The sequence below is a fragment of the Mycobacterium paraffinicum genome (assembly GCF_025822865.1).
Classification (GTDB): domain Bacteria; phylum Actinomycetota; class Actinomycetes; order Mycobacteriales; family Mycobacteriaceae; genus Mycobacterium; species Mycobacterium paraffinicum.
In genome coordinates this window covers 274,858-301,157 of the sequence record NZ_JACKUR010000025.1, presented here as the reverse complement: position 1 = coordinate 301,157, position 26,300 = coordinate 274,858, and the positions used below count along the sequence as shown (strand labels likewise).

Here is a 26,300-nt window from a genome sequence, read left to right as displayed (position 1 = left end):
CGCATAATGGCGGAACAGTCGGCGGGCGGGCAGGGCGCCCCGGACAGCCGTGACTCGCGCGGTGACCGCGACAGCCGCGGTCGGCGCGATGGCGGCGGGCGTGGTGGCCGTGACCGCGACGGCGACAAGAGCAACTATCTGGAGCGGGTCGTCGCCATCAACCGTGTCTCCAAGGTGGTCAAGGGTGGTCGGCGCTTCAGCTTCACCGCATTGGTCATCGTGGGCGACGGCCACGGGATGGTCGGCGTCGGCTACGGCAAGGCCAAGGAAGTTCCGGCCGCCATCGCCAAGGGCGTCGAGGAGGCACGCAAGGGCTTCTTCCGCGTGCCGCTGATCGGTGGCACCATCACGCACCCGGTGCAGGGTGAAGCCGCCGCCGGCGTGGTGCTGCTGCGCCCGGCCAGCCCGGGTACCGGTGTGATCGCCGGGGGCGCGGCGCGTGCGGTGCTGGAATGCGCTGGGGTGCGCGACATCCTGGCCAAGTCGTTGGGCAGCGACAACGCGATCAACGTGGTGCATGCCACCGTCACCGCGCTCAAGCTGCTGCAGCGTCCCGAGGAGGTGGCGGCCCGCCGCGGGCTGCCCATCGAGGACGTCGCCCCGGCCGGAATGCTCAAGGCGCGACGGGAAAGTGAAGCGCTGGCCGCCAGTGCCGCGCGTGAGGGAACGGCACCGCAATGAGCCAACTGAAAATCACCCAGGTGCGCAGCACCATCGGGGCCCGCTGGAAGCAGCGGGAGAGCCTGCGCACGCTGGGCCTGCGGCGGATCCGCCACTCGGTGATCCGTGAGGACAACGCAGCGACCCGCGGCCTGATCGCGGTGGTCAACCACCTCGTCGAGGTGGAGCCGGCCGAGGCGCAAGCCGCAGGGACCGGAGGGAAGAAGAAATGACGATCAAGCTGCACGACCTGAAGCCCGCGCCCGGGTCGAAGACCGCCCGCACCCGCGTCGGTCGCGGTGAGGGCTCGAAGGGCAAGACCGCCGGCCGCGGCACCAAGGGCACCAAGGCCCGCAAGAACGTGCCGGCCACCTTCGAGGGCGGGCAGATGCCGATTCACATGCGGCTGCCCAAGCTCAAGGGCTTCCGGAACCGGTTCCGCACCGAATACCAGGTCGTCAACGTCGGCGACCTCAATCGGCTGTTCCCCCAGGGTGGTTCCATCGGTGTCGACGAACTGGTGGCTAAGGGCGCGGTCCGCAAGAACTGGTTGGTCAAGGTCCTCGGCGACGGCAAGCTGACCGTCAAGCTCGAGGTTTCCGCGCACAAGTTCAGCGGTAGCGCCCGCGAGAAGATCACCGCCGCGGGCGGCTCGGCGACCGAGCTGTAGTCAGCGCAGCCGCGGAATGACTTCCGCGGCAAGGCGTTCCATCTGCTCCCGGTTCTCTGCGACATCGACGCCGACGGGATTGAGCAGCAGGTATTCGGCCCCGGCGTCGATCACCTCGCGCAGCCCCCGTGCCACGTCGTCGGGCGTGCCCGATACCGGAACGTCTTCGACGCCGGGCATCTTGCCGTAGATCCGCCGCAGGCCGGCCAGCACGCGCTCGCGGGCCCGCGTCGCATCGTCGTCGACCATCAGGTAGACGCGTTTGCCGACGGTGAAATGGGCTGGGTCCTTTCGCTGTTCGTCGAGTTCACGACGCACCACGGCCACGGCCCCGGCGAAGGCCTGGGTGGTCGACGAACCGGCACCCAGGAAGGAGTCGCCGTGGCGCACCGCCCTGGCCAGGGCCTTCGGGGCCAAGCCGCCGAACCAGATGGGTGGGTGCGGCCGCTGTACCGGCTTGGGCTGGATCGGCAGGTCGTCGACGTCGCGGAACCGGCCATGGAAGGTAACCCGGGGTTCGTCGGACCACGCGGCCTTCATCAGCTTGAGGCCCTCGGTGAAATAGGAGATGTACGTTTCCTTTTCGACGCCGAACGCGGCGAACCTGCGGAAGCCGCCGCCCGTCCCGACGCCGACGTCCAGCCGGCCGTGGCTGAGCCGGTCGACCGCGGTGACGGAAGAGGCCAGCTGCAGCGGATCGTGCAATGACGTCACCAGCACGGCGACGCCCAGGCGCAGCCGCTCGGTGCAGGCCGCGCAGTAGGCCAGCAGCTCCAGCGGTGCCAGCAGCGGTGCGTCCCCGATGATCTGCTCGAGCACCCAGCCCCCCTCGAACCCGAGCTCCTCGGCCCGAAGCAGGTAGGCGCGCAGCCCGTCGGCGTCGAACCGGTCGTAGTCGAGTTGGGGGATGGCGACGGAGAACCTCACCCCACCACCGTACGGCGGCGGTGTCGGTACGCTGCAAATATGTTCGCCTTCCTGCCCTCGATGCCCGGGGTCGACGACGTCCGCGCGCTGGCCGTACGAGTCGACACCGCCCGCCACCACGGCGTAGCCAATGGCTGTGTCCTCGAGCTCGATCTGCGGTCGGCGCCGCCGGAGGCGACGGGGTTCGACCCGCTCGCGATCTTCACCGGTGGCAGGCCGATGGCGTTGCGCGCCGCCGTCGCCGCGATCCACCGCGCGGCGGAGGACCCGCGGGTCGCCGGGCTGATCGCCCGGGTGCAACTCGCGGCGTCACCGCCGGCGGCGGTACAGGAGCTGCGCGAGGCCATCGCGGCGTTCACCGCCGCCAAGCCCTCGCTGGCCTGGGCGGAAACCTATCCGGGCACGCTGTCCTACTATCTGGCCTCGGCGTTCGGCGAGGTCTGGATGCAGCCGTCGGGAAGCGTCGGGCTGATCGGCTTCGCGAGCAACGAAACCTTCCTGCGCGACGCGTTCGACAAGGCGGGGATCGAACCCCAATTCGTCGCGCGCGGCCAATACAAGTCGTGGGCAAACCGTTTCACCGAACACGGCTTCACGACCGCCCACCGCGAGGCCGTCACCCGGATGCTGGAAAGCCTGCAGCAGCAGGCGTGGCGGGCGATCGCCGAATCGCGCAACCTCGACCCCGGCGCGCTCGACGCGCTGGCCGACCGCGCCCCGCTGTTGCGTGACGGCGCCGTGGCCGCCGGCCTGCTCGACCGGATCGGATTTCGCGACGAAGCCTACGCCCGCATAGCGGAACTGGTTGGGGTGAAGGATGTTTCGGATGACACGGCCCCGCCGCGGCTGTACTTGGCGCGCTACGCCGGTGCGGCCCGCTCCCGGCTGGCCCCGCCCAAGCCATCGGTTCCCGGCCGCCGGCCCAAGCCGACCCTGGCCGTCATCACCGTCGACGGCACGATCGTCGACGGACGCGGCGGGCCGCAGTTCCTGCCCCTGGGCACCGCCACCGCCGGCGGTGACACCATCGGGGCGGCGCTGCGGGAGGCCGGCGCCGACGACTCGGTGTCCGCGATCGTGCTGCGGGTGAACAGCCCCGGCGGCACGATCACCGCGTCGGAGAGCATCTGGCGCGAGGTGACGCGCGCCCGCAAGCGGGGCAAGCCGGTGGTCGCTTCCATGGGCGCGGTCGCCGCCTCCGGTGGTTACTACGTCTCGATGGGGGCCGACGCGATCGTCGCCAACCCGGCGACGGTCACCGGTTCGATCGGTGTGATCACCGGCAAGCTGGTGATCCGCGATCTGCTGGAGCGGTTGGGGGTTGGGTCGGATACCGTGCGCACCAACGCCAATGCCGACGCCTGGTCGATCGACGCACCGTTCACGCCGGAGCAGCAGGCGCATCGAGAAGCCGAGGCGGACCTGTTCTATGCCGACTTCGTGCAGCGGGTCGCCGAGGCTCGCAACCTGACCGCCGAGGCGGTCGATCGTGTTGCGCAGGGACGAATTTGGACCGGCGCCGACGCGCTGGACCGCGGCCTGGTCGACGAACTCGGCGGGTTCCGCACCGCCGTGCGCCGGGCCAAGGTTCTGGCCGACCTCGACGAGGACAGCGACGTCCGCATCGTCAGTTATCCGGGCTCATCGCTGCTGGACATGGTGCGGCCCCGCGCCTCGTCGCAGCCCGCCGCCGCGTCGCTGCCGGACGCGCTGGCGGCCCTGCTGGGCCGCACGGTCACCGGCGTCCTGGACAGCGTCGAGCAGACGCTGAGCGGGGCCAGCGTGCTGTGGCCGGGCCCGTCGCGGTTCTAGAAGCCTAGCCGGTGAGATTGCCGCTGATGAAGATGATCTCGCCGAGCGGATCGTCGTTCTCCGGGGCGGGCGCGTCGATGCCCTGGCGCCGGAAGAGTTCCGTGCGCGTGGTGCCTTCGACGTCCCACCGCTTGGACCGCAGGTAATCCACGACGTGGTTGCGCTCGCCGGCGTAGACCAGCGACGCCATGTCGATGTCCACGCCGTGCTCGCGGAAGGAGCCGGACAACTCCCGGACCCTGTCGGCATCGAAATCGGCGATGCCGGGCACGAATTCGGTGGCGATCGTGCTCCCGGGCACGCTGAGGGCGGTGATGTTGTCGAACAACCGGTCCTGGGCTTCCGGCGGCAGGTAGATCAGCAGGCCCTCGGCCAGCCACGCTGTCGGCGCCGTCGTATCGAACCCGGCCGCTTTCAGGGCGGCCGGCCAGTCGGCGCGCAGGTCGATCGGCACGGTGCACCGCGTCGCGGTCGGTTCGGCGCCGATGCCGGCCAACGTGCCGGTCTTGAAGTCGATCACCCGGGGCTGGTCGATCTCGTACACCACCGTGCCGTCCGGCCACGGTAACCGGTAGGCGCGCGAGTCCAATCCGGACGCGAGGATCACCACCTGCCGGATTCCGCCGCCGGTGGCGTTGACGAAGTAATCGTCGAAGTACTTGGTGCGCACCGCCATTCCGTCGGCCATCGCCCGCATGCGCACCAGCGACACGTTCTCGATCGCCTCGAGGTCCAGCTCACCGTCCATCATCTTGGTGAAGAAGTCCACCCCGACCGCGCGCACCAGCGGTTCGGCGAACGGGTCGTGGATCAGGCCGCGGGGATCCTTCGTCGCCATGGCCCGCCCGGCGGCCACCATGGTCGCGGTCGCGCCCACACTGGACGCCAGATCCCACTCGTCGTCGTGAGCGCGTGACATGGGGGAGACCCTAGCCAATCCGCTACGCCAGCGTCGCGGCGACGTAGCTCAACTCGCCGAACGTCGCCGACATCTCGTCCTCGGGGAATTCAAAGCCGTTCTGCGCGTACAACTCCCGAGCCGGGTGTGTCTCCACCTGCCAGCCGTGCGTTTTCAGGTATTCGACGACGACGTTGCGTTCGCCCCGGTAGAAGAGGTCGGCCGCGTTGAGGTTGAAGCCGAAGCGCTGCCACCGTTCGCTGATGCGCTGCAATCGCTCGTCGGAGAAGGCGTTGGGGTCGGGCACGTGTTCGGTGGCCACCCGGCTGCCCGGCGCGCTGAGGGCGGTGACGTTGTCGAACAACCGGTCCTGGGCCTCGGGCGGCAGATACGGCAACAGCCCTTCCGCGCTCCACGCCGTCGGCTGCGTCACGTCGAACCCGCCGTCGCGCAACGCCGCCGGCCAGTCGTCACGCAGGTCGACGGCGATCGCGCGGCGCTCGGCCGTCGGGGCGGCGCCGAGGCCGGCCAGCGTGTCGGTCTTGAACGCGATGACCTGCGGCTGGTCGATCTCGTAGACCACGGTGCCCGCCGGCCACGGCAAGCGGTAGGCGCGGGTGTCCAGGCCCGACGCCAGGATCACCGCCTGCCGCACACCAGCTTTGGTGGCACCGGTGAAGAAGTCGTCGAAAAACCGCGTGCGAACCGTGATCTGCTCGGCCCGGGCCTTGCGGTTGAACAGCGGGTCGTCCTCGAAATCGACCTGTCCGTCGACGATGCGGATGAAGGGCTCCAGTCCGACGGCACGGACCAGCGGTTCGGCCAGCGGATCGTCGAGTAACGCCTCGGGTCCCTGCGACGCCACCGCGCGGGATGCGGCGACCATGGTGGCCGTCGCTCCCACGCTGGACCCGGGTCCCCAGCTGTCACCTTCGGTACGTCCCGATTCCACAGTCATGCCAAGGCTCCTATTTCTTGTCCAGCGTGCCGCTTACGTAAAGCACCTCGCCCATGCGTGTGTCGTCGTCCTCGAGCGGCGGAAGTCCGTTGGCCGAGAACAGCTCCCGGATGCTGGAGCCGTTCAGCGACCAACCGCGCTCGCCGAGGTAGGGGGCGGCCTCGTTGCGGTCCCCGAAGTAGACGAGCCCCGCCATGTCCAGGTCGAAACCGTGCGCACGCCAGCGTTCGGAGATTTGTTGCATGCGCTCCTTGAGCTTCTCCTCGTCCCCGGGCTCGGGGTTGGGCGCGCTCTCGACCGCCACTCGGCTGCCCTGTGCGCTGAGTTCGGTGATGGTGTCCAGCAGGCGGTCCTGCGCCTCCGGGGGCAGGTAGCCCAGCAGGCCCTCGGCGCTCCACGCGGTCGGCTGGGCCGGGTCGAATCCGGCGGCGCGCAAGGCGGCGGGCCAGTCGTCGCGCAGGTCGACGGCCACCACGCGCGGGTCGGCGGTGGGCGCGGCGCCCAACTCGGCCAGCGTGCGCGACTTGAAGTCGATCACCTGTGGCTGGTCCACCTCGTAGACGACGGTCCCGGCGGGCCACGCCAGCCGGTAGGCGCGGGCATCCAGCCCCGAGGCCAGGATCACCGCCTGCTTGATGCCCGCGCGCGTCGCGTCCAGGAAGAACTCGTCGAAGAACTTCGTGCGCACGGCCATGTTGTCGGCCATCCGGGACATCGCGCCGGTGGATCCGGTCGCGCCGTCGTGCGCGTCGTTCAGCTCGTCCGGGTTCACCTCGCCGGTCGCGAGCCGGGTGAGCAGGTCGACGCCCACGGCCCGCACCAGCGGCTCGGCGAACGGGTCGTTGATTAGCGGACGGTCGGCGCGGGTGGCCACGGCGCGGGCGGCCGCGACCATCGTCGCGGTCACCCCGACACTGGACGCCAGGTCCCAGGTGTCGCCCTCATACCTGGTGGAAGTCATGTTCGCCCCTGTTCAGAAGTAGTTAGGCTAATATTTAGCTAATTTAACAAGCCTCCACCACTGTACGCTTCCCCCGATTCGCGGCAACCTTGACGGATGGGTGATCGGGTGCTCATCACGGGTGCGTCGTCAGGTCTGGGGGCGGCCCTGGCGCGACAGCTGGCCGCGCGGCTCGCAGTGGTGGGGCTCGTCGCCCGCCGGCGGGACCGGCTGGAGGAGGTGCTGGCGGACTGCAGGCGGGCCTCGCCAGGGTCGGCGATGTGGGTGGCCGATTTGGCCGACACCGCGGCGCTGGGTGACTTGGCCGCGCAAGCCTGGGACGCGCTCGGCGGCGTCGACGTGCTGATCAACAACGCCGCGGTGCCCAAGCGGCGCCCCGTCACCGCGCTGGCCCCGGATGAGGTCGAGGACGTCATGCGGGTCAACTTCTTCGCGCCGATGCGGCTGACGCTGGCCCTGCTCCCACGAATGCTGGCGCGCGGATCCGGCCTGATCGTCAACGTGTCGAGCATCGGCGGCCGACTCGGAATCATTCATGAGTCCGCTTACTGCGCAAGCAAGTTCGCGCTGTGCGGGTGGAGCGAGGCGATGGCCGTGGATCTACACGGCTCCGGCGTCTCGGTGAAGTTGATCGAACCGGGTCCGGTCGACACCGAGATATGGGATCACCCCGGCAGCGAGGAACCCCTTTACCAGGGGCCGAAGGTGGCCGCCGACGTGGTGGCCGACGGCATCATCGCGGCGCTGGACGGCGACGGCTTCGAGCACTACGTGCCCGACATGAAGGCGGTCGTCGACGCCAAGAACGCCGATCTCGATGCGTTCATCGTAGGGGCGGCCGGCCTCAAAACCAGAGAGTCGCCGCGATGAAAGCCCTGGTTTACGGCGTGCCGCCGGAGCCGTTCGAGGTCGCCGACGGCGCCAACACGCTCACGGCGAACCTTGCGCACACTCCTACCGCCCTGCGGCAGGTGCCGGAACCGACCCTGCCGCACGACGATTGGGTGCTCACCCGGCCGCGGCTGACCGGCATCTGCGGTTCGGATTCCAAGCAGATCCTGATGGACTTCGGCGAGGGCGACGCCGACAACGCCATGTCGTCGTTCTGTTCTTTCCCGCAGGTCATGGGTCACGAGGTGGTAGCCGACGTGGTGGCGCTGGGTGCCAGGGCCCGCGGGCTACGGGTGGGGCAGCGGGTGGTGCTCAACCCGTGGCTGTCCTGCGGGCCGCGTGGCATCGAGCCACCCTGTCCCGCATGCGAGGCCGGCGACTACAGCCTGTGCTGGAGCTTCACCGACGGGGACATCAAGCCCGGAATCCATACCGGGGTGTCCGCCGATGTGACGGGCGGTTACGCCGAGTTGATGTCGGCCCACGACAGCATGCTGTTCGGTGTCCCGGAGTCGATTCCGGACGAGGTGGCCGTGTTCGCCGACCCGTTTTCGGTGTCTTTGCACGCGGTCACCCGGCACCCGCCGCCAGGATCCGGCCGCGCCCTGGTGTATGGGGCCGGCTCGCTGGGGTTGTGCGCGGTCGCGATCCTGCGGGCGTTGTACCCCGATGTGGCCATCGCGGTGGTGGCGCGCTTCTCGGCCCAGGCCGAGCTGGCCCGGCTGTTCGGCGCCGCCAAGGTGGTGCGCCACGAACCGCGGGTGGCCGTCATCGAAGAACTGGTCGCCTGGGGCGGCGGCCGGCTGCGCCAGCCGCTACTCGGCCTGCCGATGGCACACCCCGGCGCGATCGACGTGGTCTACGACACCGTCGGCAAACCCGAGACGTTCGAGGTGGGGGTCCGGGTGCTGCGCTCCCGGGGCACGCTGGTGAAGGCCGGCGTACACGCGCCCGGCCGCTGGGAGTGGAGTCCGTTGTATTTCAAGGAGATCGCCCTGGTGGGTTCCAACGCCTTCGGCGTCGAGGAGGTCGACGGGCAGCGCAAGCACGCAATCGCCCACTACCTCGACCTGGCGGCCGCCGGCCGCGTCGACCTGCGCCCGATGCTCACCCACACCTTCGGTCTCGAGCAGTGGCGCGACGCGTTTTTCGCGATCGCCAACCAGGGCGAAAGCGGCGCCGTGAAAGTCGCTATCGACCAGCGTCAGGCGGGGCGGGTCGCGCGGTAGTAGTTCAGTCGCCCGAGGATGCGATGCGGCTCCGATGCGACCTCGGTGCAGTCGAATCCCGCCGCATTCAGCAGTCGAGGGATCGCGTCGCCCAGGTTGGCGGCCGCGTGGGGGTTGCGCCTGATCAGCCGCGCCAGCAGGCCGTGGTCGGTGGTCTTCTCGCCGCCGATGTCGACCAGGTGCAGCCTGCCGCCGGGTCGCAGTACGCGGAAAACCTCTTGAGCCGCAGCCGTTTTCGCCTGGTCGTCGATATGGTGGAGCATCATCGATGACAGCACTCGATCGAATTCGCCGTCGGCGTACGGGAGCCGCTCGGCATAGCCGTGCTCGAAACGGACGTCGTTCCCCTTTCGACGCGCCCGATCAAGCGCCCGCGGGTCGGGGTCGCATCCGACCGCCTCCAAGTGGGGATAGCCGCTTTTGGCCCGAAGGATGAGATTCCCGGTGCCGCAGCCGATTTCCAGAACGCGATGGCAGTCGGCCAGCTCGGCCTGAGCGATGAGGGCCTGGTGGACCCGTTTGATGCCCAGCAGGCGTGAGATCAGGTCGTAGCAGGGCAGCAGCGCGTCGTGGCCGGCGGCGGGCAAGTAATCATGTGGATGATGTTTCGTCACAAAATCCATGGTGAATCGATGGACGGCTGAATAATTGGGTGATCCTCGGGAAAAATTAGATTATTTTTGGTGACATGACGCGACCTGCTCGGATGGTTCGGCGACGCGCGGGGGTGCCGATCTACGAATACCGCACCGATCCGGACACGCCACCGGTGTCGGTGGTGCGGTCAGGTCCCGGCGATTTCATCGAGCGCGGCCGCCACATTCACGACTTTCCCGCGCTCTGGTACCTTCCCGTCGCCGGGCTGGTCTACGTGGCGGCCGCGGGCCGGGTGCTCGAACCCGGACGGCTGGAGCTTCACGACGCAGGCGTGGCGGTGTTCTTCGATCCCACCGCGCTCGGCGAGGACGCGCGATCGCCGTGGCCGGCGTGGCGGGCGCACCCCCTGCTGTTCCCGTTCCTGCACGGACAGGCCGGCGGGATCCTGCGCCTGGCTGTGCCCACGGATCGACGAGGGTCGTGGGACGCCGCGATCCGTTCGATCGAAACGGAATTGGCTGCGCGGCAGGAGGGTTATCGGCAGGCCGCGTTGGCGCACCTGACCCTGCTGTTGATCGACCTCGCGCGCCTGGCCGGCCCGGTGGTTGCCGAGCTGCGGCGCAGCGGTGAACCGCTGCTGGCCGGGGTCTTCGACGTGATCGACCGGCGGCACGCCGAGCAGTTGTCGCTGCGCGACGTGGCAGGTGAACTCGGCATCACCCCGGGACACCTGACCACCGTGGTCCGGCGCCGCACCGGACGCACCGTCGGGGAGTGGATCACCGATCGCCGCATGGCCGAGGCGCGTCGGTTACTGGCCCAGACCGACCTTCCGATCGCGGAGGTCGCCGGCCGGGTCGGGATTGGCGATGCGGGCTATTTCAGCAGGCTGTTCAGCCGGACCCACGGCGTTTCGCCACGCACATGGCGCGGCCGGGCGGCCTGACTGCCACGACTCAAACGGTGATGGCTCCGTGGGCCCCGGTGATGGGCAAGTCGATCGGGGTCATGACGCCCGGTTGGGCGTCGCAGACGAACGGGATGGCGTTGACCGCCGCGACGGCGGTGCTGTCCATCAGAACGGTCATCACGTCCTCGCCCGGGTGACCGAACCGGATGGTCGCGTCGACGCGCGGCTGGCCTTCGATCACCACGCTGAAGCCCTTGGGGTCGGGCCATTGCGGGTCGAGCGCGTCGTCGCTCATCGTCCAGCAGATGGCGAGCTCGACGACGGGACGGCCGCCCAGATGGCCGCGATAGGTGCGGCGCTGGCCGCCGACGGTGCCGGCGGCGAAGTCCACCCAGCCCAGGTTGAGATCGCGGGTCAGCACCGCCGGCTCGATGAACGCGTCTTTGGAGTCGAGTTCGACGCCGAGCATGGTGGCGATCATGTCCAGGGTCTCGAAATAGCCCAGGCCGTATCGCTGCGTTTGAGGGTCGATATGGGTCACCGGCTCACGGGGTGCTTTGCCGAATCCGAGCACCTTCCACACGTCCCAAACGGGATAGGTGGTGCAGTCCAGGGTTTCGACGAGCTTGACGCTGTGAATCTTTCGGCATGCGCCAGTGAGGAAGCCGGCGACGACGTTGATGAAGCCGGGTTCGAATCCTGTGCCCAGGAACGTCGCGCGCCCCTCCTGCGCCGCCGCTTCGAGGGCGGGGAGTTCGACCGGGTGATGGGTGCCGGTCAGGAAATCTCCCGTCGTGACGACGTTGATGCCACAGCGCAGCATCCTGAGCACCAGCTCGTAGTCGATGGCGCGGGGCATGTAGCACACGCAATCCGGTCGGAGTTCGATCAACGCGTCGGCATCGCCGGTCGCGGCAACGCCGGCCGAGGCTTGGCCCGCCAGCTCGCCCACGTCGCGGCCCACCTTGTCCGAACCGAATGCATGAACGCCCACCACGTCGAAGTCGTCGCGGTCCAGCAGCGCCCCGAGCGCTCGCTTGCCGATGTTGCCGGTCGACCATTGGACCACTCGGTACGGCGCCATGCTCACACCGTATCGGTGTCGAGCCAGCTGTCGACGTCGAATTGGTCGCCAACGGCGCGGATCGTGGCGCCACCGTGGCCGGGGTAGTGCGCGGGGATCACGGCGGCTTTCGCCTGGACCGCCTCGGTGAAGATTCGCCGGCGGGTCTCCGCGGCAGCGTGCGCGTCCACGTCGAACGCGCAGGCGTCGGCGGGGCGACGCAACTGCAGCGGGCTGTGGGTGAGGTCGCCGACGAAGACGGCCGGCTGGCCCGCGTCCAGCCACAGCACCGAGGAGCCCGGGGTGTGTCCGGGGGCGGGCCGTAGCCGCAGCGACGGGCTGATCTGGCAATCGTCCGACCATTGGACGAGCTGGCCCGCCTCGTCGATGGGCGCGACGCTGTCGGCGAACACCAGTTGGTCACCGCGCTGCTGGGCCGCTTCCTCCTCGCTGCGGGGAGCTCGCGTGGCGGCGGGCCCGCCGGGTGCGAAGTGGCGGTAGTCGGCGGCCGGTACCACGTATCGGGCGTTGGGAAAGGTCGGCACCCAGGAATCGTTGTCCAGCATGGTGTTCCACCCGACATGGTCGGAGTGGACGTGGGTGTTGACCACCACGTCCACGGCGGCGCGGTCGACGCCCGCGGCCCGCAGGGCGGCCAGGAATCCGGTGTTGAGGTGGTCCAGGGGTGGCATGTGCGGGCGTTGGCGGTCGTTGCCGACACCGGTGTCCACGACGACGGTCAACCCGTCGACCTCGATGACCCAGCTTTGGATCGCGATGTGCCACTGATCGGCGGATGGGTCGAAGAAGTCCGGCACCAGCAGGTCGGCGTTGTCTTGCCAGCCGGACGGCGGTGTTTGCGCGAAAAGGCTTGTCGACAAGTCGAATTGGAGTTCGAGGACCCGTGCCACGCTCGCGTGGCCGAGCCGGAGCGGGCGCATCAGGCGTTCGCGCGCAGGTAGCCGTAGACGCCGGCGAAGTTGCGGTTGACGTCCTCGGGGATGGGCACCGGGCCACCGAGAGCCCTTGCACCCCAGACGATTTGGGCGGTGCGCTCCACCAGGGCGGTGATGTGCAGCACCTTGTCCGGTCGTGGGCCCACGGCCACCAGGCCGTGGTTGGCGATCAACGCGGCGCCACGGCCGTCGAGCGCCTTGACGGCGTTGGCGCCGACGTCGGGGGTCCCGGAGGCGGCGTACTCGGTGCAGCGGACGTCCCCGCCGCAGTACACCGCGAACTCGTCGATGCACGCCGGAATCGATTGGTGCGCAATGGCGAACATGGTCGCCCACACCGGGTGGCTGTGAATGACGCTGCCGATGTCGTCGAACGCGCGGTAGCAGGCCAGGTGCAGCTGCATCTCCGAGGACGGCGAGCGGCCGTCCGCGGCGTGCAGCACGGCGCCGTCGGGGTCTATGAGCACGAGGTCGTCGAGCTGCATGTCGCGGTAGTCGACCGATGACGGGGTGATGACGATGTTGCCGTCGGAGCGCCGCGCGGAGATATTGCCCGCGGTTCCCTCCACCAGGCCCCGGCGCAGCATGTCCTTGGCCGCGTCGAGCACCGCCGTTTCGGGGTGGGCCACCGATTTCACGGACGTCATGGGCCGAGCACCTCCGGGTTGACGATGTGGGCGGGCATCTCGCCGGCCAGCAGCGCTTCCAGGTCGTCGGCCACCATCTGCGCCTGCCGAGCCTCAGTGTTCCACGTGGCGCCGCCGATGTGGGGCGTCAGCACGACATTGGGCATCCCGACCAGCGGGTGGTCGGTGGGCAGCCATTCGCCGACGAAGTGGTCCAGGCCGGCGGCGGACACCTTGCCGTCGCGCAGCGCGTCGACGAGCGCGCCGGTGTCGTGCAGCTGGGCGCGGGCGGTGTTGAGGAAGACCACGCCGTCGCGCATGGCGGCGAACTGTGGCGCCCCGATCATGCCGACCGTGTCGTCGGTGACGGGCGCGTGCAGGGAGACGACGTCGGCCTCGCCCAGCAGCTCGTCCAGGCCGTGCCGGGCGTCGTCGTTGTAGGGGTCGTGGGCGATGACCTGCAGGCCCAACCCGGACAGCCGCCATGCGGTGGCGCGGCCGACGGCGCCGAGGCCCACCAGACCGGCGGTCCGCCCGGCGACCTCCCAGCCGCGGAACCGCTGATAGGGGATGCTGCCGTCGCGAAAGATGTTGCCGCTGCGGACATCCGCGTCGGCGGGCAGGAGCCGGCGGGTGACGGCCAGCAGCAGCGCCACCGTCATCTCGGCGACGGCGTCGGCGTTGCGGCCCGGGGTGTTCAGCACCGGGACCCCGGCCGCGGTGGCCCCCGCGATGTCGACGTTGTTGGGGTCGCCGCGGGTCGAGGCGATCACCCGCAGGCCCAAGTCGAACACCGGCCCACCGACCGAGTCGCTTTCCACCACAACGACATCGGCGGCCTCGGCGGTGATGCGTTCGGCCAGCTGTTCGGCGCTGTAGATCCGCAGCGGGGTCTGCTCGAGCTCACTTATCCAAGGGTCATAGACCACGTCGGCCAGCTGCTTCAGCTTGGCGAAGCCCGGTCCCCGCAGCGGGGCCGTCACCAAGGCGCGCGGTCTTGACGTCACGAACCCCAATGCTGGCGTACGGTGACGCCCGTGTCACGTGAAGTCGTCACAATCGGCATCGACGTCGGCAGCACCGCGGTCAAGGCGGTCGCCGCGGACGCCGACGGCCGGGTGACGGCGCGGGCGCGGATCCCGCACCAGCTGCGGGTGCCGGCGCCCGGCCGGCTCGAGCACGACGCCGGCGAGGCGTGGCGGCGGGGGCCGGTGGCGGCTTTGAACCAGCTGAATCCCGGGCCGAACGTCCGCGCGGTGGCCGTATCGGCGATGGTGCCGTCGCTGACGGCCGTCGACGCCGCGGGGGTACCGATGACGCCGGGACTGTTGTACGGCGACGAACGGGGCCGAACACCGGAACAACCGGTGCAGCCGCTGCCGGCCCTGGGCGAGGCCGCCGAGTTCCTGCGCTGGACGGCGGCGCACGCGCCGGACGCGGCCGGGTACTGGCCGGCGCCGGCGGTGGCCAACCACGCCCTTGCGGGCGAGGCGGTGATCGACTTCGCCACCGCCGCGACCGCGTACCCGCTGTTCGACGGGACGGGCTGGAACCCCGAGGCGTGCGCCGAGCGCGCCGCGCGGCCCGAGCAGATGCCGCGGGTGGAGAGCATGGGTGCCGCCGTGGGGCAGGTGCACGGCAGCGGCGCGGCGCTGGGAATCGGCGCGATCGACGCGTTGTGCGAGCAGATCGTGGCCGGCGCCGACCGCGACGGCGACGTGCTGGTGCTGTGCGGCACCACCTTGATCGTGTGGACCACCATCGGAGAGGCCCGGCAGGTGCCGGGCCTTTGGACTATCCCCCATACCGCCGCGGGCAAGAGTCAGATCGGTGGGGCGAGCAATGCCGGCGGGCTGTTCCTCGGCTGGGTGGACCGTGTGGTCGCATCCGGCGACCCGGCCGCCGCGCAGCCCGGGCGGGTGCCGGTGTGGTCGCCCTACATTCGCGGGGAGCGCACCCCGTTCCATGACCCGGATCGCCGGGCCGTGCTCGACGCGCTGGACCTCACCCACGACGCCGCCGCGCTGCGCCGGGCCGCCTACGAGGCGTCGGGCTTCGTGGTCCGGCAGCTCATCGAGTTGAGCGGGGCGCCGGTGGCACGCATCGTCGCCACGGGCGGCGGCACCCGGGTCGGACCGTGGATGCAGGCCATCGCCGACGCCACCGGGCGGCCGGTGGAGGTGTCGGCGGTGCCCGAGGGGGCGGCGCTGGGCGCGGCTTTCCTCGGGCGCATGGCGGCCGGCCTGGAAACCTCGATCGCCGACGCCGCGCGCTGGGCCTCCACGGAGCGGGTTGTCGAACCCGATCCCGCCTGGGCCGGCGCGGTCGAGGACCGCTACCAGCGGTTCCTGGAGCTGGGAAACCGGAGATGTAGCGCGCTCCGTCCGGCGGCGTTCTAGGCTGGTGCAATGACCGACCACGATCGCAAAGCCGCCCGCCGCGAGATTGCCGATGCCCTGCTGAAAGCTCTTGAACGGCGGCATGAAATCGCCGACGTCGTGGTCGAGTCCGAGAACAAGGCGGCCGCGGTCGAGGCGATCGTCCGCCTGCTCGACACCTCCCACGTGGCCGCCGAAGCGGTGATGGGGATGTCGTTCGATCAGCTCACCATCGACTCGCGCCGCAAGATCCTGGCCGAGCTCGAGGACCTCAACAAGCAGCTCAGCTTCACCCTCGGCGAGCGTCCGGCCAGCTTGGGCGAGACCCTGGAGCTGCGGCCGTTCTCGGCGGAAAAAGACCGCGACATCTTCGCCGCCCGCACCGAGGACATGGGCGCCGCGGGCGACGGGTCCGGCGGCCCGGCCGGCAACCTCGACGACGAGATCGGCGCGGCGCTGGGGCGCCTCGACGACGAGGAGGCGGCGTGGTTCGTGGCCGTCGATTCCGGCGAGAAGGTCGGGATGGTGTTCGGCGAGCTGCTCGGGGGCGAGGTCAACTTGCGCATCTGGATCCACCCGGAGCACCGCAAGAAGGGTTACGGCACGGCCGCCCTGCGCAAGTCGCGCACCGAGATGGCCTGGTGCTTCCCCGCCGTGCCGATGGTGGTGCGCGCGCCGTCCGCCCGGCCCGCCTGAGCTACGGCAAAAGCCGTTGGCGGCGTAGGGCTTCGCGGGGCGCCTAGCTCAACGTCGCCGTGACGGCGACGATGTTGCGCAGCTGGGAAGTCTCGTCGTCCGGGAATACCAGGCCGTAGTCGGCGAAGTACTCGCGCCGCTCCCGGGTGCTCACCCGCCAACCGCGGCCGGTCAGGTAGTCCACGACGTTGCTGCGCTCCCCGTCGAAGAACAGTCCCGAAAGGTCGATGTCGCAGCCCAGGTTTGCCCACCGCTCGTTGAACTGCCGCGCGCGTTCGGTCATCGTCCGGCCGGAGTCGCCGTGGAATTCGGTGGCCAGCTTGCTGCCGGGCGCGCTGAGCTCGGTGATGTTGTCGAAGAGCCGGTCCTGGGCTTCGGGCGGCAGGTACATGAGCAGGCCCTCGGCGCTCCACGACGTCGGTTGCGCCGGATCGAAACCGCTGCGCCGCAACGCTTCCGGCCAATCGTCGCGCAGATCGACACTCACGGTGCGCCGGTCGGCGGTCGGGGAGGCGCCCAGCTCGGTCATGGCGGCGGTCTTGAACTCGACGACCTTGGGCTGATCCACCTCGTAGACGACGCTCCCGGGCGGCCAGCTCAGCCGGTATGCGCGGGCGTCGAGGCCGGCGGCCAGAATCACCGACTGGCGGATTCCGTCCCGGGCGGCATTGAGGAAAAAGTCGTCGAAGAACCGGGTGCGCACCGCGATCGAATCGGTTTCCAGCTGCAGGTCCCGTTCGCCGTCCTCCGCGTCCGCGGGGGCCACTTCACCGTCGACCAGTTGGCGGAAGAATTCCAGGCCGACAGCTCGCACCAGCGGCGCCGCGAACGGGTCGTCGATGATCGGATCGGTGCCCTCGCTGGCCAGCGCGCGGGCCGCGGCGACCATGGTGGCCGTGGCGCCGACGCTGGAGGCCAAGTCCCAACTGTCTTGGTCAGTGCGTGTCATGCTGCTCCCCATTTACTTAGCAAATGCAACGAACCAAGAGCACTCTACGCGCCACGGCTGGCGGCTTCCTGTGCTTTTTATCGGTCGTCGTTGACGGCCCTGGACCGACCTGCCCAAACCAGCTGTTAGTCTCGTACACGGTTTGACGCGCTTTAGATAAGGCGGCCGTACGTCCTGGCCTGCGGGTGTTGGGCGCGTAATGCAGGAAACCCCCCGGCTGCGCAGGAGGAAGAGTGCTTTCGGCTTTCATCTCATCGCTGCGGACAGTCGACCTGAGACGGAAGATCCTCTTCACGCTGGGAATCGTCGTTCTCTATCGGCTGGGCGCTGCTTTGCCGTCCCCTGGTGTCAATTTCCCGAACGTCCAGCAGTGCATCAAGGAAGCCAGCGGCGGCGCGGCCGGACAGATCTATTCGCTGATCAACCTGTTCTCCGGCGGTGCGCTGCTGAAGCTGACGGTGTTCGCGGTCGGGGTGATGCCCTACATCACCGCCAGCATCATCGTGCAGCTGCTCACGGTGGTCATCCCGCGGTTCGAGGAACTGCGCAAGGAAGGCCAGTCCGGCCAGGCCAAGATGACGCAGTACACCCGCTATCTGGCCATCGCGCTGGCGATCCTGCAGGCGACCAGCATCGTGGCGCTGGCGGCCAACGGCGGATTGCTACAGGGCTGCTCGCTGGACATCATCGCCGACCAGAGCATCTTCACGCTGGTCGTCATCGTGATGGTGATGACGGCCGGAGCGGCGCTGGTGATGTGGATGGGCGAGCTGATCACCGAGCGGGGCATCGGCAACGGCATGTCGTTGCTGATCTTCGTCGGCATCGCGGCGCGCATCCCGTCCGAGGGCAAGACAATTCTGGACAGCCGCGGCGGGATGATCTTCGCCGCCGTCTGCGTCGCCGCCCTGGTCATCATCGTCGGCGTGGTGTTCGTCGAGCAGGGGCAGCGCCGCATCCCCGTGCAGTACGCCAAGCGCATGGTGGGCCGCCGCATGTACGGCGGAACGTCGACGTACCTGCCGCTCAAGGTCAACCAGGCCGGCGTCATCCCCGTCATCTTCGCGTCGTCGCTCATCTACATTCCGCACCTGATCACGCAGCTGATCCGCAGCGGCAGCGGCGGAGTGGGCAACAGCTGGTGGGACAAGTTCGTCGGCAGTTACCTGTCCGATCCCAGCGATCCCATCTACATCAGCATCTACTTCGGGCTGATCATTTTCTTCACGTACTTCTACGTGTCCATCACGTTCAACCCCGACGAACGTGCCGACGAGATGAAGAAGTTCGGCGGGTTCATTCCGGGCATCCGGCCGGGCAAGCCCACCGCCGACTACCTGCGTTATGTGCTGAGCCGGATTACCCTGCCGGGCTCGATCTACCTCGGTGCCATCTCGGTGCTGCCCAACTTGTTCCTGCAAATCGGCAATGGCGGAGCGGTTCAGAATTTGCCGTTCGGCGGTACCGCGGTTTTGATCATGATTGGCGTCGGTTTGGATACGGTCAAGCAGATCGAGAGCCAGCTGATGCAGCGCAACTATGAAGGGTTCCTGAAGTGAGAGTCGTTTTGCTGGGCCCGCCGGGGGCGGGCAAGGGAACGCAGGCCCAGAAGCTCTCCGAAAAGCTCGGAATCCCGCACATCTCCACCGGTGAGCTGTTCCGCAGCAACATCGAGAACGGGACCAAACTCGGCCTGGAGGCCAAGCGCTATCTGGACGCCGGCGACCTGGTGCCCTCGGAGTTGACCAACCAGCTCGTCGACGACCGCCTCAGCGATGCCGACGCGGCCGCCGGCTTCGTCCTGGACGGGTATCCGCGGTCGACGGAACAGGCCAAGGCGCTGCACGAAATGCTCGAACGCCGCGGCACCGACATCGACGCGGTGCTGGAGTTCCGCGTCTCGGAGGACGAGCTGCTGCAACGGCTCAAAGCCCGTGGCCGCGCCGACGACACCGACGACATCATCCTGAACCGGATGAAGGTGTACCGCGACGAGACCGCGCCGCTGCTCGAGTACTACCGCGACGAACTCAAGACGGTCGACGCCATCGGCACCTTGGACGAAGTGTTCGCCCGCGCCCTGCAAGCGCTGGGCAAGTAATCATGAGCGCGCTGGCGCGGCTGCGGAGTCGCAAAGTCGTGCCGCAGCGCACCGCCGGTGAGCTGGACGCGATGGCGGCGGCAGGGGCGGTGGTCGCGGCCGCCCTGCAGGCGGTGCGGGCGGCTGCGGTTCCCGGGGTGTCGACGCTGGGCCTCGACCAGATCGCCGAGTCGGTGATCCGGGAGGCGGGCGCGATACCGTCGTTCCTCGGCTATCACGGTTACCCCGCGTCGATCTGCGCGTCGGTCAACGAGCGGGTGGTGCATGGGATTCCGTCGGCCGCCGAGATCTTGGCCCCCGGCGACCTGGTGTCCATCGACTGCGGCGCGATCCTGGACGGCTGGCACGGTGACGCCGCGATCACGTTCGGCGTCGGCGCCCTCGACGCGGCCGACCAGGCACTCTGCGACGCCACCAGGGAATCGCTCGAGGCCGGCATCGCGGCGATGGTCCCCGGCAACCGGCTGACCGACGTCTCGCACGCCATCGAAACGGGCACGCGCGCGGCGGCCGACCGGCACGGGCGCGCGTTCGGGATCGTGGAGGGCTACGGCGGCCACGGCATCGGGCGGCACATGCACATGGACCCGTTCCTGCCCAACGAGGGCTCTCCCGGGCGCGGTCCGCTGCTCGCCCCCGGGTCGGTGCTGGCGATCGAACCGATGCTGACCCTCGGGACCGGCAAGACCGTGGTGCTCGACGACGCGTGGACCGTCACCACCTCCGACGGGTCCCGTGCGGCACACTGGGAGCACACCGTCGCGGTCACCGACGCCGGGCCGCGCATCCTCACCCTGGCCTAGGCTGAACCGGCCGGTGGTGGCCGTTGAACCGAGCAGCCGTTCGACTCGTTTCAGTAGTCGGAGGTGATGGAGTGGCCCGTGTTGCAGGGAATTGGAGGGCGTCCGGGACCGCCGAAGCCGCCCTGATGAAGGCGCTGTACGACGAACACGCAGCGGTTTTATGGCGTTACGCGCTCCGGCTCACGGGGGATGCGAGCCAGTCCGAGGACGTCGTGCAGGAGACGTTGCTGCGGGCCTGGCAGCATCCGGAGGTCGTCGGGGACACCGAGCGCTCGGCGCGGGCCTGGCTGTTCACCGTGGCGCGCAACATGATCATCGACGACCGCCGCAGCGCGCGGTTCCGCAACGTCGTCGCTTCGACCGACGAGGCGGGGGCGCCCGAACGGTCGACGCCGGACGAGGTGAACGCCGCGCTAGACAAGCTGCTGATCGGCGATGCGATGGCGCAGCTGTCCGTCGAGCACCGGGCGGTGATCGACCGGTCGTACTACCGCGGATGGACCACCGCGCAGATTGCTGCCGACCTCGGGATCGCGGAGGGAACGGTGAAGTCGCGATTACACTACGCCGTGCGGGCGTTGCGACTCACTCTGCAGGAACTTGGAGTTACCCGCTGAGGGGCTCCGAAAGCTTGAAGGGTGCGAAGGAAATGGATGACATGAAGACGCCGCTGCGGGGCATCGGCCCGCCGGACGATCCGTACGTGATGTGGGATGCCGCATATGTGTTGGGCTCGTTGTCGGCCGTGGAGCGACGCGAATTCGAGGCGCACCTGGCGCACTGCCCGGCGTGCCGGGGGGCCGTCGCCGACCTGAGCGGCGTGCCGGCGCTGCTCTCGCAGCTCGGCCCGGACGAGGTGGCGGCGATCAACGACTCAAACCCGGCCGCCGGATGGTCGGTGACACCGGAGATGTCGCCGGAGCTGTTGACGTCCTTGCTGGCCAAGGTGAGCTGGCGCCGGCGCCGCACGAGGATAGTGACCTGGGTGGCCTCGTCGGCCGCGGCGGTGGTGCTGGCGATCGGCGTGTTCGTCGGGGTGCAGGGGTATTCCTCGTCCCCGTCGCAGCAGGTGACCGCGTCCTCGGCGCCCATGGCGCAGGTAGGCACCACCCTGCTGGCGTCGACCGTCGAGCTGTCCAGCCAGCACTGGGGAACCTCCATCAACCTGCGGTGCGTGTGCCTGGCCCCGCTCAACGCGCACCACGACACGCTGGCGATGGTCGTGGTGGGTCGCGACGGCAGCCAGACCCGGCTGGCGACCTGGGTGGCCGAACCCGGCCACACCGCGACGCCCGCGGGCAGCATCTCGACGCCGGTCGCCCAGATCGCGGCCGTGCAGGTAGTGGCCGCCGACAGCGGCCAGGTTCTGCTGCAGCGTTCGCTCTAGGGGTCGGGAGCTGCCGTGTCTGGCCACGGGCGTCCGCTGCGGGCGCTGGTGGTGGGCGCCGGAGTCGGCGGGATTGCCGTTGCCCGCGGCTTGTCGCGGGACGGGCACGACGTCACCGTCTTCGAGCGTCGACCGGAGGTGCGGGCTGCCGGGGGTGCGGTGACGATCTGGTCCAACGGCGAGACGGTGCTTCGGCAGCTGGGCGTCGACATGGACCGGGCCGGTCAGCTGCTGTCGACCGTGCGGGCCGTGACGGCCACGGGCCATCCGCTTGCCACGCTCGACGTGTCCGCGATGGCGGATCGGCTCGGCGCGCCCGTCCGGATGGTTCCGCGCCGGGTCCTACTGGAACGGTTGCTGGACGGCTTTCCGGCCGACCGCATTCGATGCGGGGCCCGCGCGATCGCGTTGGCCGCTACTGGCGACGCCGTGCGGGTCGAGTTCGACGACGGCAGCTGGGCCGAGGGAGACCTGTTGATCGGCGCCGACGGCCTGCACTCGATGGTCCGGGACAGCGTCGGCGGGCGGCAGGCGAAACCCACCGGCTGGTGCAGCTGGCAGGGGCTCATCGCCCTGGCGGAGATCGCGGACAGGGACACCGCACTCATGGTGATCGGCGACCGCGGAAACCTTGGCCTGTGGCCGGCCGGGGGCTCTGAGGTGCAGTGGTGGTTCGACCTGCCGTGGTCGTACGACTTCGTGCGGCCGCAACGTCCGATCGAAACGATCCGGTCCCACTTCGCCGGATGGTCGGAAGCCGTCGACCGGGTGCTGGCGGCCCTGACCGACGATGATCTCGCGCACTCGCCGTATCCGCATTTCCGGCATCCGATACCCCCGTCGGGCCGGGGGCCGGTGACGCTGCTCGGCGACGCCGCCCACACGATGCCGCCCACCCTGGCGCAGGGGACCAACCAGGCCCTGCTCGACACCATGGTGCTGTGCAAGGCGCTGTCGGGTCTTCGGGGCAGCGCCTCCAAGGGCGACGTGTCGAGCGCGCTGCGCTGGTACGAGAAGACCCGCCGGCACAAGGTGATGGCCGTGTCCAGGGTGGCGTCACTGCCGGTCTCGCACGGTGAGTTCGTGCTGCGGCCGGCCGCTCTGATCCCCGACCGGCTGCAGGCCCGCGCACTGACGATGTTCCTGCGCTGGACGAGTCACCCGCGGATGTCCGCGGAGATCAGCCGAGAACTGGGGGCGGCGACGACGAGCCGATCCAGCCCATGAACGACGAATTCATCAGGGTGCGAGGCGAACTCGATGCGCCCTCACGCTGGCTCTGGCTGTTGAAGTGGTGCGTGCTGGCGTTCCCGCACTACCCGATCTTGATCGGGCTTTACCTGATATTTCCGCTGTCGACCGTCGTGGCCGGCATCGCCATCCTGTTCACCGGGCGGTATCCGCGGCCCATCTTCGACTTCAACGTCGGCGTGCTGCGCTGGTCGTGGCGCGTGATGAATTTCCGGTTCCCGATGAACAGCACGGACAGGTACCCGCCTTTCACGCTCGCGTCGCGGCCCGACTACCCCGGTGATCTGCAGGTCGACTATCCGGAGCGGCTGAGGAACTGGGCCGTGCTGGTGAAGTGGCTGTTGGCCATCCCTCAGGTGCTGCTTTGCTGGTCGATGGAGCCGCTCCTACAGGTGCTGTGTGTGATCGCCGCGGTGTCCTTGTTGTGCACGGGGACCATCCCGACGGGCATGTTCGATCTTCTGCTGGGCATCGTCCGATGGCGCTATCGGGTGGCCGTGTACGTTTCGCTGATGCGTGACGAATACCCGCCGTTCCGAATGGATTTGGGTCTCAGTGAAGCGCCGTAATCCCTTCTTCCCGTACGTGTACAGATTCGGCCAGCCGGTCTTCGACCGGCTCTTCTATCACCGCTATCGCCGCGAGGCGCTCAGCCACGCCACGGGCCGGCTGCTGATGCTCGGCTTGGGTCCGGGCACCGACTTGAGGTTCCTGCCCGCCGCGGTGACGTCGGTCGCCGCCGTGGAGCCGGACGCGCCGTTCCGGCGGATGGCTTCCCGGCTTGCCCGTCGCCGCGGCGTCGCCGTCGACATCGTCGAGGGGACCGGCGAATCGATTCCCTTTCCGGACAACGCTTTCGACTCGGTGCACATCGGGCTGGTGCTGTGCTCGGTCGAAGACGTGGCCGCCACGCTCGGCGAGATCCGGCGCGTGCTCGCACCCGGGGGCAGGCTGGTGGTTCTCGAGCATGTGCGCGGGGTCGGCGCGACCGGCCGGCTCCAGGACCTGGTCGCCAAGCCGTGGTCGTGGTTTGCGGCCGGCTGTGAGCCGAACCGCCGAACCCTGGATTCCATCGCCGCCGCCGGGTTCGACACGGCTGCGCTGCGCACCATTCCGCGCACGCCGGTGCCCTTCCCGTGCAAACCCCATTTGCAGGGGTTCGCCATCCTCACTCCACGCTGACGGCCTCGATGATGTTCAGCCGCGCGGCCCGCCGGGCGGGTGGGAGCGAGCCGAGCAGGCAGATTGCCAGCGCCCCTGCGGTGAAGGCCAGGGACATCGGGCTCAGGCGGAAACCGACTCCGAAATTCATGATCTCCCCGCTGATGAGGCTGAACAGCCACTGGTCGGTCAGGCCGAACAGCAGCCCCAAAAAGCCGCCGACGAAGCCGATTCCGGCCGCCTCGGCCAGGACCGTCCGCAGGGTGAACCGGCGGCTGGACCCCATGGCCCGCAGCACGCCGATCTCCCGGCGGCGTTCCAGCACCGACAACGTCAGGGTGTTCAGCAGCGCGACGGCGGCCACGGCCACGACGATGACCCACACGGCATTGGCGATGAACATGCTCTGATGCAGCGGGGCTTCCAGCCCCGCCAGCGCCGCGGGGCCGTCGTACACGTGGTTGGCTGCGGGCACCACCCGGCGCACCTCCGTCAACAGGCGCCGCGGGTCTACTCCCGGGGCCGCGGTGATCTGCAGGGTCGTCGCCGCCGGGCGATCGAACCACGCCCGCATGTGCCCGAGATCGATTCCGACCGTTCCGATCACGGTCGAGAAGAAGGGCACCAGGGCCAGCACCGGCGTCTGCCGCGGACCGTGTGGCGTCTGCAGCTGCAGTTGATCGCCGGCGCGGACATGCAGAGTGGCGCCCAGATTCTGCGTGAGCACCACGCCGCGGCCGGCCAGCACGTCGGCGCGCACCCGTTCGTCGAGTGCGCGGAACAGCGAATCGTGGGTTCCGTCGGAGAAGCCGTCGAGCAGGACGCGCGTGCCGCCGACGACGGCGAACCCGAACGCGCCCTCGGTAACCCGCGCCACCCCGGGCACCGCGGCCACCTTTTCCGAAAGGCCTTGCGGCAGTGCGTCGGTGGGATAGCTGTCGGGAGGGTTCGCGCTCACCCAGACGTCGACGCCGGCGGCGGGAGCGAACATGGCGCGGGCCGAGCGGATCATGTCGGCGTTGGTGCCGGTGATCACCACCGTGGTGACCACCCCGATGAGCACGGTCATCACGGTGGCCCACACTCGCCGCGGCGCGCGTTCGACGGTGGCCGCCGCGAGAGCCCCGAACGGCCCGAAGACGCGGGCCACCGCGGCCGTGGCCTTGACGATGGGTGTCGTGAGCGCGAAGCCGAGTGCGATCTCGGCGCACAGCAGAGCGGCCATCGCGGCGAACGCGAAGGTGCCGCGTTGGCCGAGGACCACCCAGATGGACACTGCGAACACCGCGACGGCACCCACCCCGGCAATGACCCGCAGCCATCGGGGCACGACGTCCGCCGCCGACGCCCCGACCGGCGCCAGCGCCTCGATGGGCGCGACCTTGTACACCTGGCGTGCGGCCATCACCGACGCGACCACGCTGGTGAGCGCCGTGGCCGCGAGGGCAAGCGGGATGGCATAGCCGGGCAGCCAATACTGGACGCGGGCCTCGAGCCCCTGGGTCATCGCCGGGGGGAGTCGGCCAATTGCCATCCGGCCGGCCAGGATTCCGATGCCCGAGCCGATGGCGCCGCCGAGGAGCCCGAGGACCGCCGCCTCCCCGAGCATGTCGCCGACGATGGTGACGCGTCGGCCGCCGATCGCGCGCAGCATGGAGATGACCGGCCGGCGCTGGGTGATCGCCATGGTCATCGTGGTGTAGATCAGAAACGCGCCGACCACCAACGCGACCGCCGCGCCCAGCAGGGCCATGTAGTTCATCAGCTTGACGCCGTCGCCGGCCCGGGCCGCCCGCAGGCTCGGGGCCGCGACGATGGCCCGGCCGTGCACCGCGGTGGTGACCGCGGCGCGGACGGCGTCCGCGTCGGCGCCCGGTCTGGTGGTGATCAGGATCGAGTCGAGCTGTCCGGGGCGGCCGGTGACATTCTGCGCCAACGCCAGTGGGGCAAGGACGTAGTGCCCGCCGTTGAGGTCCGCGAACTGCTTGTCCGAGAGCACCTCGCTCACCGTGACCGAACCCGAGCCCAGTTGCAGCGGCTGTCCTTTCGCATATCCCATCCGCGGCCCCACCTGGACGCCGTTGGGCGTCGAGGACAGCGCCTGCACCGGTCGTGCGACCGCGTCCTTCAGTGCGCCGCCCAGTGCGGCGGTGCTCGCGTCGGCGCCGAGCAGCAGCACGGGCCCCGTCGCCGTGGACGCGGAGGTTCGGATCATCGGCGCCGCGGTGGCGACGCCCGGTACCGCGGCGACGTCGGCCAGTATCGTTTCGGGGAACCCGGCGTCGGTGATGCCCGATACCTCGAGCGCGGCCACGCCGGCGATCCCGTCGGCCAGCCGGTTGACCGATCCCGTGATCGAGCCGAAGATGCCGAATATCGCGACCAGATAGGTTGCCGAGACGGCCATTACGGCGAT

General features: G+C 69.3%; 28 protein-coding genes. 17 read left to right on the top strand and 11 right to left on the bottom strand.

The features are described 5' to 3' along the window. Positions 1–6: 6 nt before the first annotated feature. Genes rpsE through rplO form a run of 3 tightly spaced genes read left to right on the top strand, consistent with a single transcriptional unit; the run spans position 7 to position 1,330 of the window. Positions 7–681: a 30S ribosomal protein S5 gene (gene rpsE / locus H7J89_RS15920; RefSeq protein WP_264044615.1), complete on the top strand. Its 675-nt coding sequence runs from the start codon at positions 7–9 to the stop codon at positions 679–681. Continuing rightward, entirely contained in the window at positions 678–893 is a 216-nt protein-coding gene (gene rpmD / locus H7J89_RS15915) for a 50S ribosomal protein L30 (RefSeq protein WP_068047460.1), read from the top strand. The genes rpsE and rpmD overlap by 4 nt, the downstream gene beginning before the upstream one ends. After that, a complete protein-coding gene (rplO, locus tag H7J89_RS15910; protein ID WP_264044614.1) occupies positions 890–1,330 on the top strand; it encodes a 50S ribosomal protein L15 in 441 nt (146 codons plus the stop codon). Before rpmD ends, rplO begins: the two co-directional genes overlap by 4 nt. Here rplO and H7J89_RS15905 read toward each other — a convergent pair whose 3' ends face one another. Then, on the bottom strand, positions 1,331–2,257 hold the full coding sequence (locus H7J89_RS15905) for an LLM class flavin-dependent oxidoreductase (RefSeq protein ID WP_264044613.1): 927 nt from the start codon (positions 2,255–2,257) through the stop codon (positions 1,331–1,333). Positions 2,258–2,296: 39 nt separating this feature from the next. Between H7J89_RS15905 and sppA the strand changes: the two genes are divergently transcribed. After that, positions 2,297–4,069 (top strand): signal peptide peptidase SppA, encoded by a 1,773-nt coding sequence (gene sppA, locus H7J89_RS15900; RefSeq protein WP_264044612.1) that lies wholly within the window; start codon positions 2,297–2,299, stop codon positions 4,067–4,069. A gap of 4 nt (positions 4,070–4,073) precedes the next feature. Here sppA and H7J89_RS15895 read toward each other — a convergent pair whose 3' ends face one another. From H7J89_RS15895 to H7J89_RS15885, 3 genes are read right to left on the bottom strand one after another with little or no spacing between them, the layout of a single operon-like run. Next, entirely contained in the window at positions 4,074–4,988 is a 915-nt protein-coding gene (locus H7J89_RS15895) for a class I SAM-dependent methyltransferase (protein WP_264044611.1), read from the bottom strand. Positions 4,989–5,010: 22 nt separating this feature from the next. Further along, positions 5,011–5,925, bottom strand: a complete 915-nt coding sequence (locus H7J89_RS15890) for a class I SAM-dependent methyltransferase (RefSeq protein ID WP_276042147.1) — start codon at positions 5,923–5,925, stop codon at positions 5,011–5,013. Positions 5,926–5,935: 10 nt separating this feature from the next. Further along, a complete protein-coding gene (locus H7J89_RS15885; protein ID WP_264044610.1) occupies positions 5,936–6,886 on the bottom strand; it encodes a class I SAM-dependent methyltransferase in 951 nt (316 codons plus the stop codon). Positions 6,887–6,982: 96 nt separating this feature from the next. Between H7J89_RS15885 and H7J89_RS15880 the strand changes: the two genes are divergently transcribed. Further along, entirely contained in the window at positions 6,983–7,756 is a 774-nt protein-coding gene (locus H7J89_RS15880; protein WP_264044609.1) for an SDR family NAD(P)-dependent oxidoreductase, read from the top strand. Continuing rightward, entirely contained in the window at positions 7,753–9,006 is a 1,254-nt protein-coding gene (locus H7J89_RS15875; protein ID WP_264044608.1) for a zinc-dependent alcohol dehydrogenase, read from the top strand. Before H7J89_RS15880 ends, H7J89_RS15875 begins: the two co-directional genes overlap by 4 nt. Here H7J89_RS15875 and H7J89_RS15870 read toward each other — a convergent pair. Continuing rightward, positions 8,982–9,620 carry a class I SAM-dependent methyltransferase gene (locus H7J89_RS15870; protein WP_372513784.1) on the bottom strand — a complete coding sequence of 213 codons (639 nt, stop codon included), beginning with the start codon at positions 9,618–9,620 and terminating at the stop codon, positions 8,982–8,984. The two genes, H7J89_RS15875 and H7J89_RS15870, sit on opposite strands and share 25 nt — an antisense overlap. Before the next feature lie 74 nt (positions 9,621–9,694). Here H7J89_RS15870 and H7J89_RS15865 point away from each other — a divergent pair, with 74 nt between their 5' ends. Then, a complete protein-coding gene (locus tag H7J89_RS15865) occupies positions 9,695–10,549 on the top strand; it encodes a helix-turn-helix transcriptional regulator (protein ID WP_264044606.1) in 855 nt (284 codons plus the stop codon). A gap of 10 nt (positions 10,550–10,559) precedes the next feature. Here the strand turns inward: H7J89_RS15865 and H7J89_RS15860 are convergent, their stop codons facing one another. Genes H7J89_RS15860 through H7J89_RS15845 form a run of 4 tightly spaced genes read right to left on the bottom strand, consistent with a single transcriptional unit; the run spans position 10,560 to position 14,165 of the window. Further along, positions 10,560–11,597: an NAD(P)H-dependent amine dehydrogenase family protein gene (locus tag H7J89_RS15860; protein ID WP_264044605.1), complete on the bottom strand. Its 1,038-nt coding sequence runs from the start codon at positions 11,595–11,597 to the stop codon at positions 10,560–10,562. Between the two features lie 2 nt (positions 11,598–11,599). Continuing rightward, a complete protein-coding gene (locus H7J89_RS15855; RefSeq protein ID WP_264044604.1) occupies positions 11,600–12,517 on the bottom strand; it encodes an MBL fold metallo-hydrolase in 918 nt (305 codons plus the stop codon). Next, a complete protein-coding gene (locus tag H7J89_RS15850) occupies positions 12,517–13,179 on the bottom strand; it encodes an L-fuculose-phosphate aldolase (RefSeq protein ID WP_156622590.1) in 663 nt (220 codons plus the stop codon). The genes H7J89_RS15855 and H7J89_RS15850 overlap by 1 nt, the downstream gene beginning before the upstream one ends. Continuing rightward, a complete protein-coding gene (locus tag H7J89_RS15845; protein ID WP_264044603.1) occupies positions 13,176–14,165 on the bottom strand; it encodes an NAD(P)-dependent oxidoreductase in 990 nt (329 codons plus the stop codon). The genes H7J89_RS15850 and H7J89_RS15845 overlap by 4 nt, the downstream gene beginning before the upstream one ends. Before the next feature lie 30 nt (positions 14,166–14,195). Between H7J89_RS15845 and H7J89_RS15840 the strand changes: the two genes are divergently transcribed. Both H7J89_RS15840 and H7J89_RS15835 read left to right on the top strand, forming a co-directional pair. After that, entirely contained in the window at positions 14,196–15,557 is a 1,362-nt protein-coding gene (locus tag H7J89_RS15840) for a xylulokinase (RefSeq protein WP_264044602.1), read from the top strand. A 9-nt stretch (positions 15,558–15,566) separates the two neighbouring features. Beyond that, the gene (locus H7J89_RS15835; RefSeq protein ID WP_264044601.1) at positions 15,567–16,232 is read left to right on the top strand and encodes a GNAT family N-acetyltransferase; all 666 of its coding nucleotides are present in this window, start codon (positions 15,567–15,569) and stop codon (positions 16,230–16,232) included. A gap of 43 nt (positions 16,233–16,275) precedes the next feature. Here the strand turns inward: H7J89_RS15835 and H7J89_RS15830 are convergent, their stop codons facing one another. Next, positions 16,276–17,181 carry a class I SAM-dependent methyltransferase gene (locus tag H7J89_RS15830; protein ID WP_264044600.1) on the bottom strand — a complete coding sequence of 302 codons (906 nt, stop codon included), beginning with the start codon at positions 17,179–17,181 and terminating at the stop codon, positions 16,276–16,278. Between the two features lie 233 nt (positions 17,182–17,414). Between H7J89_RS15830 and secY the strand changes: the two genes are divergently transcribed. The 8 genes from secY (at position 17,415) to H7J89_RS15790 (ending at position 23,905) form a co-directional block, all read left to right on the top strand. Next, a complete protein-coding gene (gene secY, locus H7J89_RS15825; protein ID WP_067916694.1) occupies positions 17,415–18,740 on the top strand; it encodes a preprotein translocase subunit SecY in 1,326 nt (441 codons plus the stop codon). Beyond that, on the top strand, positions 18,737–19,282 hold the full coding sequence (locus H7J89_RS15820; RefSeq protein ID WP_067203546.1) for an adenylate kinase: 546 nt from the start codon (positions 18,737–18,739) through the stop codon (positions 19,280–19,282). Before secY ends, H7J89_RS15820 begins: the two co-directional genes overlap by 4 nt. 2 nt (positions 19,283–19,284) lie before the next feature. Beyond that, a complete protein-coding gene (gene map, locus H7J89_RS15815) occupies positions 19,285–20,085 on the top strand; it encodes a type I methionyl aminopeptidase (RefSeq protein WP_264044599.1) in 801 nt (266 codons plus the stop codon). Positions 20,086–20,156: 71 nt separating this feature from the next. Further along, positions 20,157–20,702, top strand: coding sequence for a sigma-70 family RNA polymerase sigma factor (locus H7J89_RS15810; protein WP_264044598.1), 546 nt, complete (start codon positions 20,157–20,159; stop codon positions 20,700–20,702). 41 nt (positions 20,703–20,743) lie between these two features. Next, positions 20,744–21,472, top strand: a complete 729-nt coding sequence (locus H7J89_RS15805; protein WP_264044875.1) for an anti-sigma factor family protein — start codon at positions 20,744–20,746, stop codon at positions 21,470–21,472. 15 nt (positions 21,473–21,487) lie between these two features. Next, positions 21,488–22,699 (top strand): FAD-dependent monooxygenase, encoded by a 1,212-nt coding sequence (locus H7J89_RS15800; protein ID WP_264044597.1) that lies wholly within the window; start codon positions 21,488–21,490, stop codon positions 22,697–22,699. A gap of 17 nt (positions 22,700–22,716) precedes the next feature. Then, positions 22,717–23,292: a DUF4389 domain-containing protein gene (locus H7J89_RS15795; RefSeq protein ID WP_264044873.1), complete on the top strand. Its 576-nt coding sequence runs from the start codon at positions 22,717–22,719 to the stop codon at positions 23,290–23,292. Next, on the top strand, positions 23,279–23,905 hold the full coding sequence (locus H7J89_RS15790) for a class I SAM-dependent methyltransferase (protein ID WP_264044596.1): 627 nt from the start codon (positions 23,279–23,281) through the stop codon (positions 23,903–23,905). The genes H7J89_RS15795 and H7J89_RS15790 overlap by 14 nt, the downstream gene beginning before the upstream one ends. Here H7J89_RS15790 and H7J89_RS15785 read toward each other — a convergent pair. Further along, complete coding sequence (locus H7J89_RS15785; protein ID WP_264044872.1) at positions 23,892–26,291, bottom strand: ABC transporter permease; 2,400 nt, start codon at positions 26,289–26,291, stop codon at positions 23,892–23,894. The two genes, H7J89_RS15790 and H7J89_RS15785, sit on opposite strands and share 14 nt — an antisense overlap. Between the last annotated feature and the right edge of the window lie 9 nt (positions 26,292–26,300).

Bases quoted from the DNA above. Each gene is read 5' to 3' on its own strand.
- rplO (WP_264044614.1), top strand. From the start codon at position 890: ATGACGATCAAGCTGCACGACCTGAAGCCCGCGCCCGGGTCGAAGACC.
- H7J89_RS15785 (WP_264044872.1), bottom strand. From the start codon at position 26,291: ATGGCCGTCTCGGCAACCTATCTGGTCGCGATATTCGGCATCTTCGGC.
- H7J89_RS15875 (WP_264044608.1), top strand. From the start codon at position 7,753: ATGAAAGCCCTGGTTTACGGCGTGCCGCCGGAGCCGTTCGAGGTCGCC.
- H7J89_RS15890 (WP_276042147.1), bottom strand. From the start codon at position 5,925: ATGACTGTGGAATCGGGACGTACCGAAGGTGACAGCTGGGGACCCGGG.
- H7J89_RS15895 (WP_264044611.1), bottom strand. From the start codon at position 4,988: ATGTCACGCGCTCACGACGACGAGTGGGATCTGGCGTCCAGTGTGGGC.
- sppA (WP_264044612.1), top strand. From the start codon at position 2,297: ATGTTCGCCTTCCTGCCCTCGATGCCCGGGGTCGACGACGTCCGCGCG.
- H7J89_RS15885 (WP_264044610.1), bottom strand. From the start codon at position 6,886: ATGACTTCCACCAGGTATGAGGGCGACACCTGGGACCTGGCGTCCAGT.
- H7J89_RS15865 (WP_264044606.1), top strand. From the start codon at position 9,695: ATGACGCGACCTGCTCGGATGGTTCGGCGACGCGCGGGGGTGCCGATC.
- rpmD (WP_068047460.1), top strand. From the start codon at position 678: ATGAGCCAACTGAAAATCACCCAGGTGCGCAGCACCATCGGGGCCCGC.
- H7J89_RS15850 (WP_156622590.1), bottom strand. From the start codon at position 13,179: ATGACGTCCGTGAAATCGGTGGCCCACCCCGAAACGGCGGTGCTCGAC.
- H7J89_RS15860 (WP_264044605.1), bottom strand. From the start codon at position 11,597: ATGGCGCCGTACCGAGTGGTCCAATGGTCGACCGGCAACATCGGCAAG.
- map (WP_264044599.1), top strand. From the start codon at position 19,285: ATGAGCGCGCTGGCGCGGCTGCGGAGTCGCAAAGTCGTGCCGCAGCGC.
- H7J89_RS15805 (WP_264044875.1), top strand. From the start codon at position 20,744: ATGAAGACGCCGCTGCGGGGCATCGGCCCGCCGGACGATCCGTACGTG.
- H7J89_RS15855 (WP_264044604.1), bottom strand. From the start codon at position 12,517: ATGCGCCCGCTCCGGCTCGGCCACGCGAGCGTGGCACGGGTCCTCGAA.
- H7J89_RS15880 (WP_264044609.1), top strand. From the start codon at position 6,983: ATGGGTGATCGGGTGCTCATCACGGGTGCGTCGTCAGGTCTGGGGGCG.
- H7J89_RS15830 (WP_264044600.1), bottom strand. From the start codon at position 17,181: ATGACACGCACTGACCAAGACAGTTGGGACTTGGCCTCCAGCGTCGGC.
- rpsE (WP_264044615.1), top strand. From the start codon at position 7: ATGGCGGAACAGTCGGCGGGCGGGCAGGGCGCCCCGGACAGCCGTGAC.
- H7J89_RS15835 (WP_264044601.1), top strand. From the start codon at position 15,567: ATGACCGACCACGATCGCAAAGCCGCCCGCCGCGAGATTGCCGATGCC.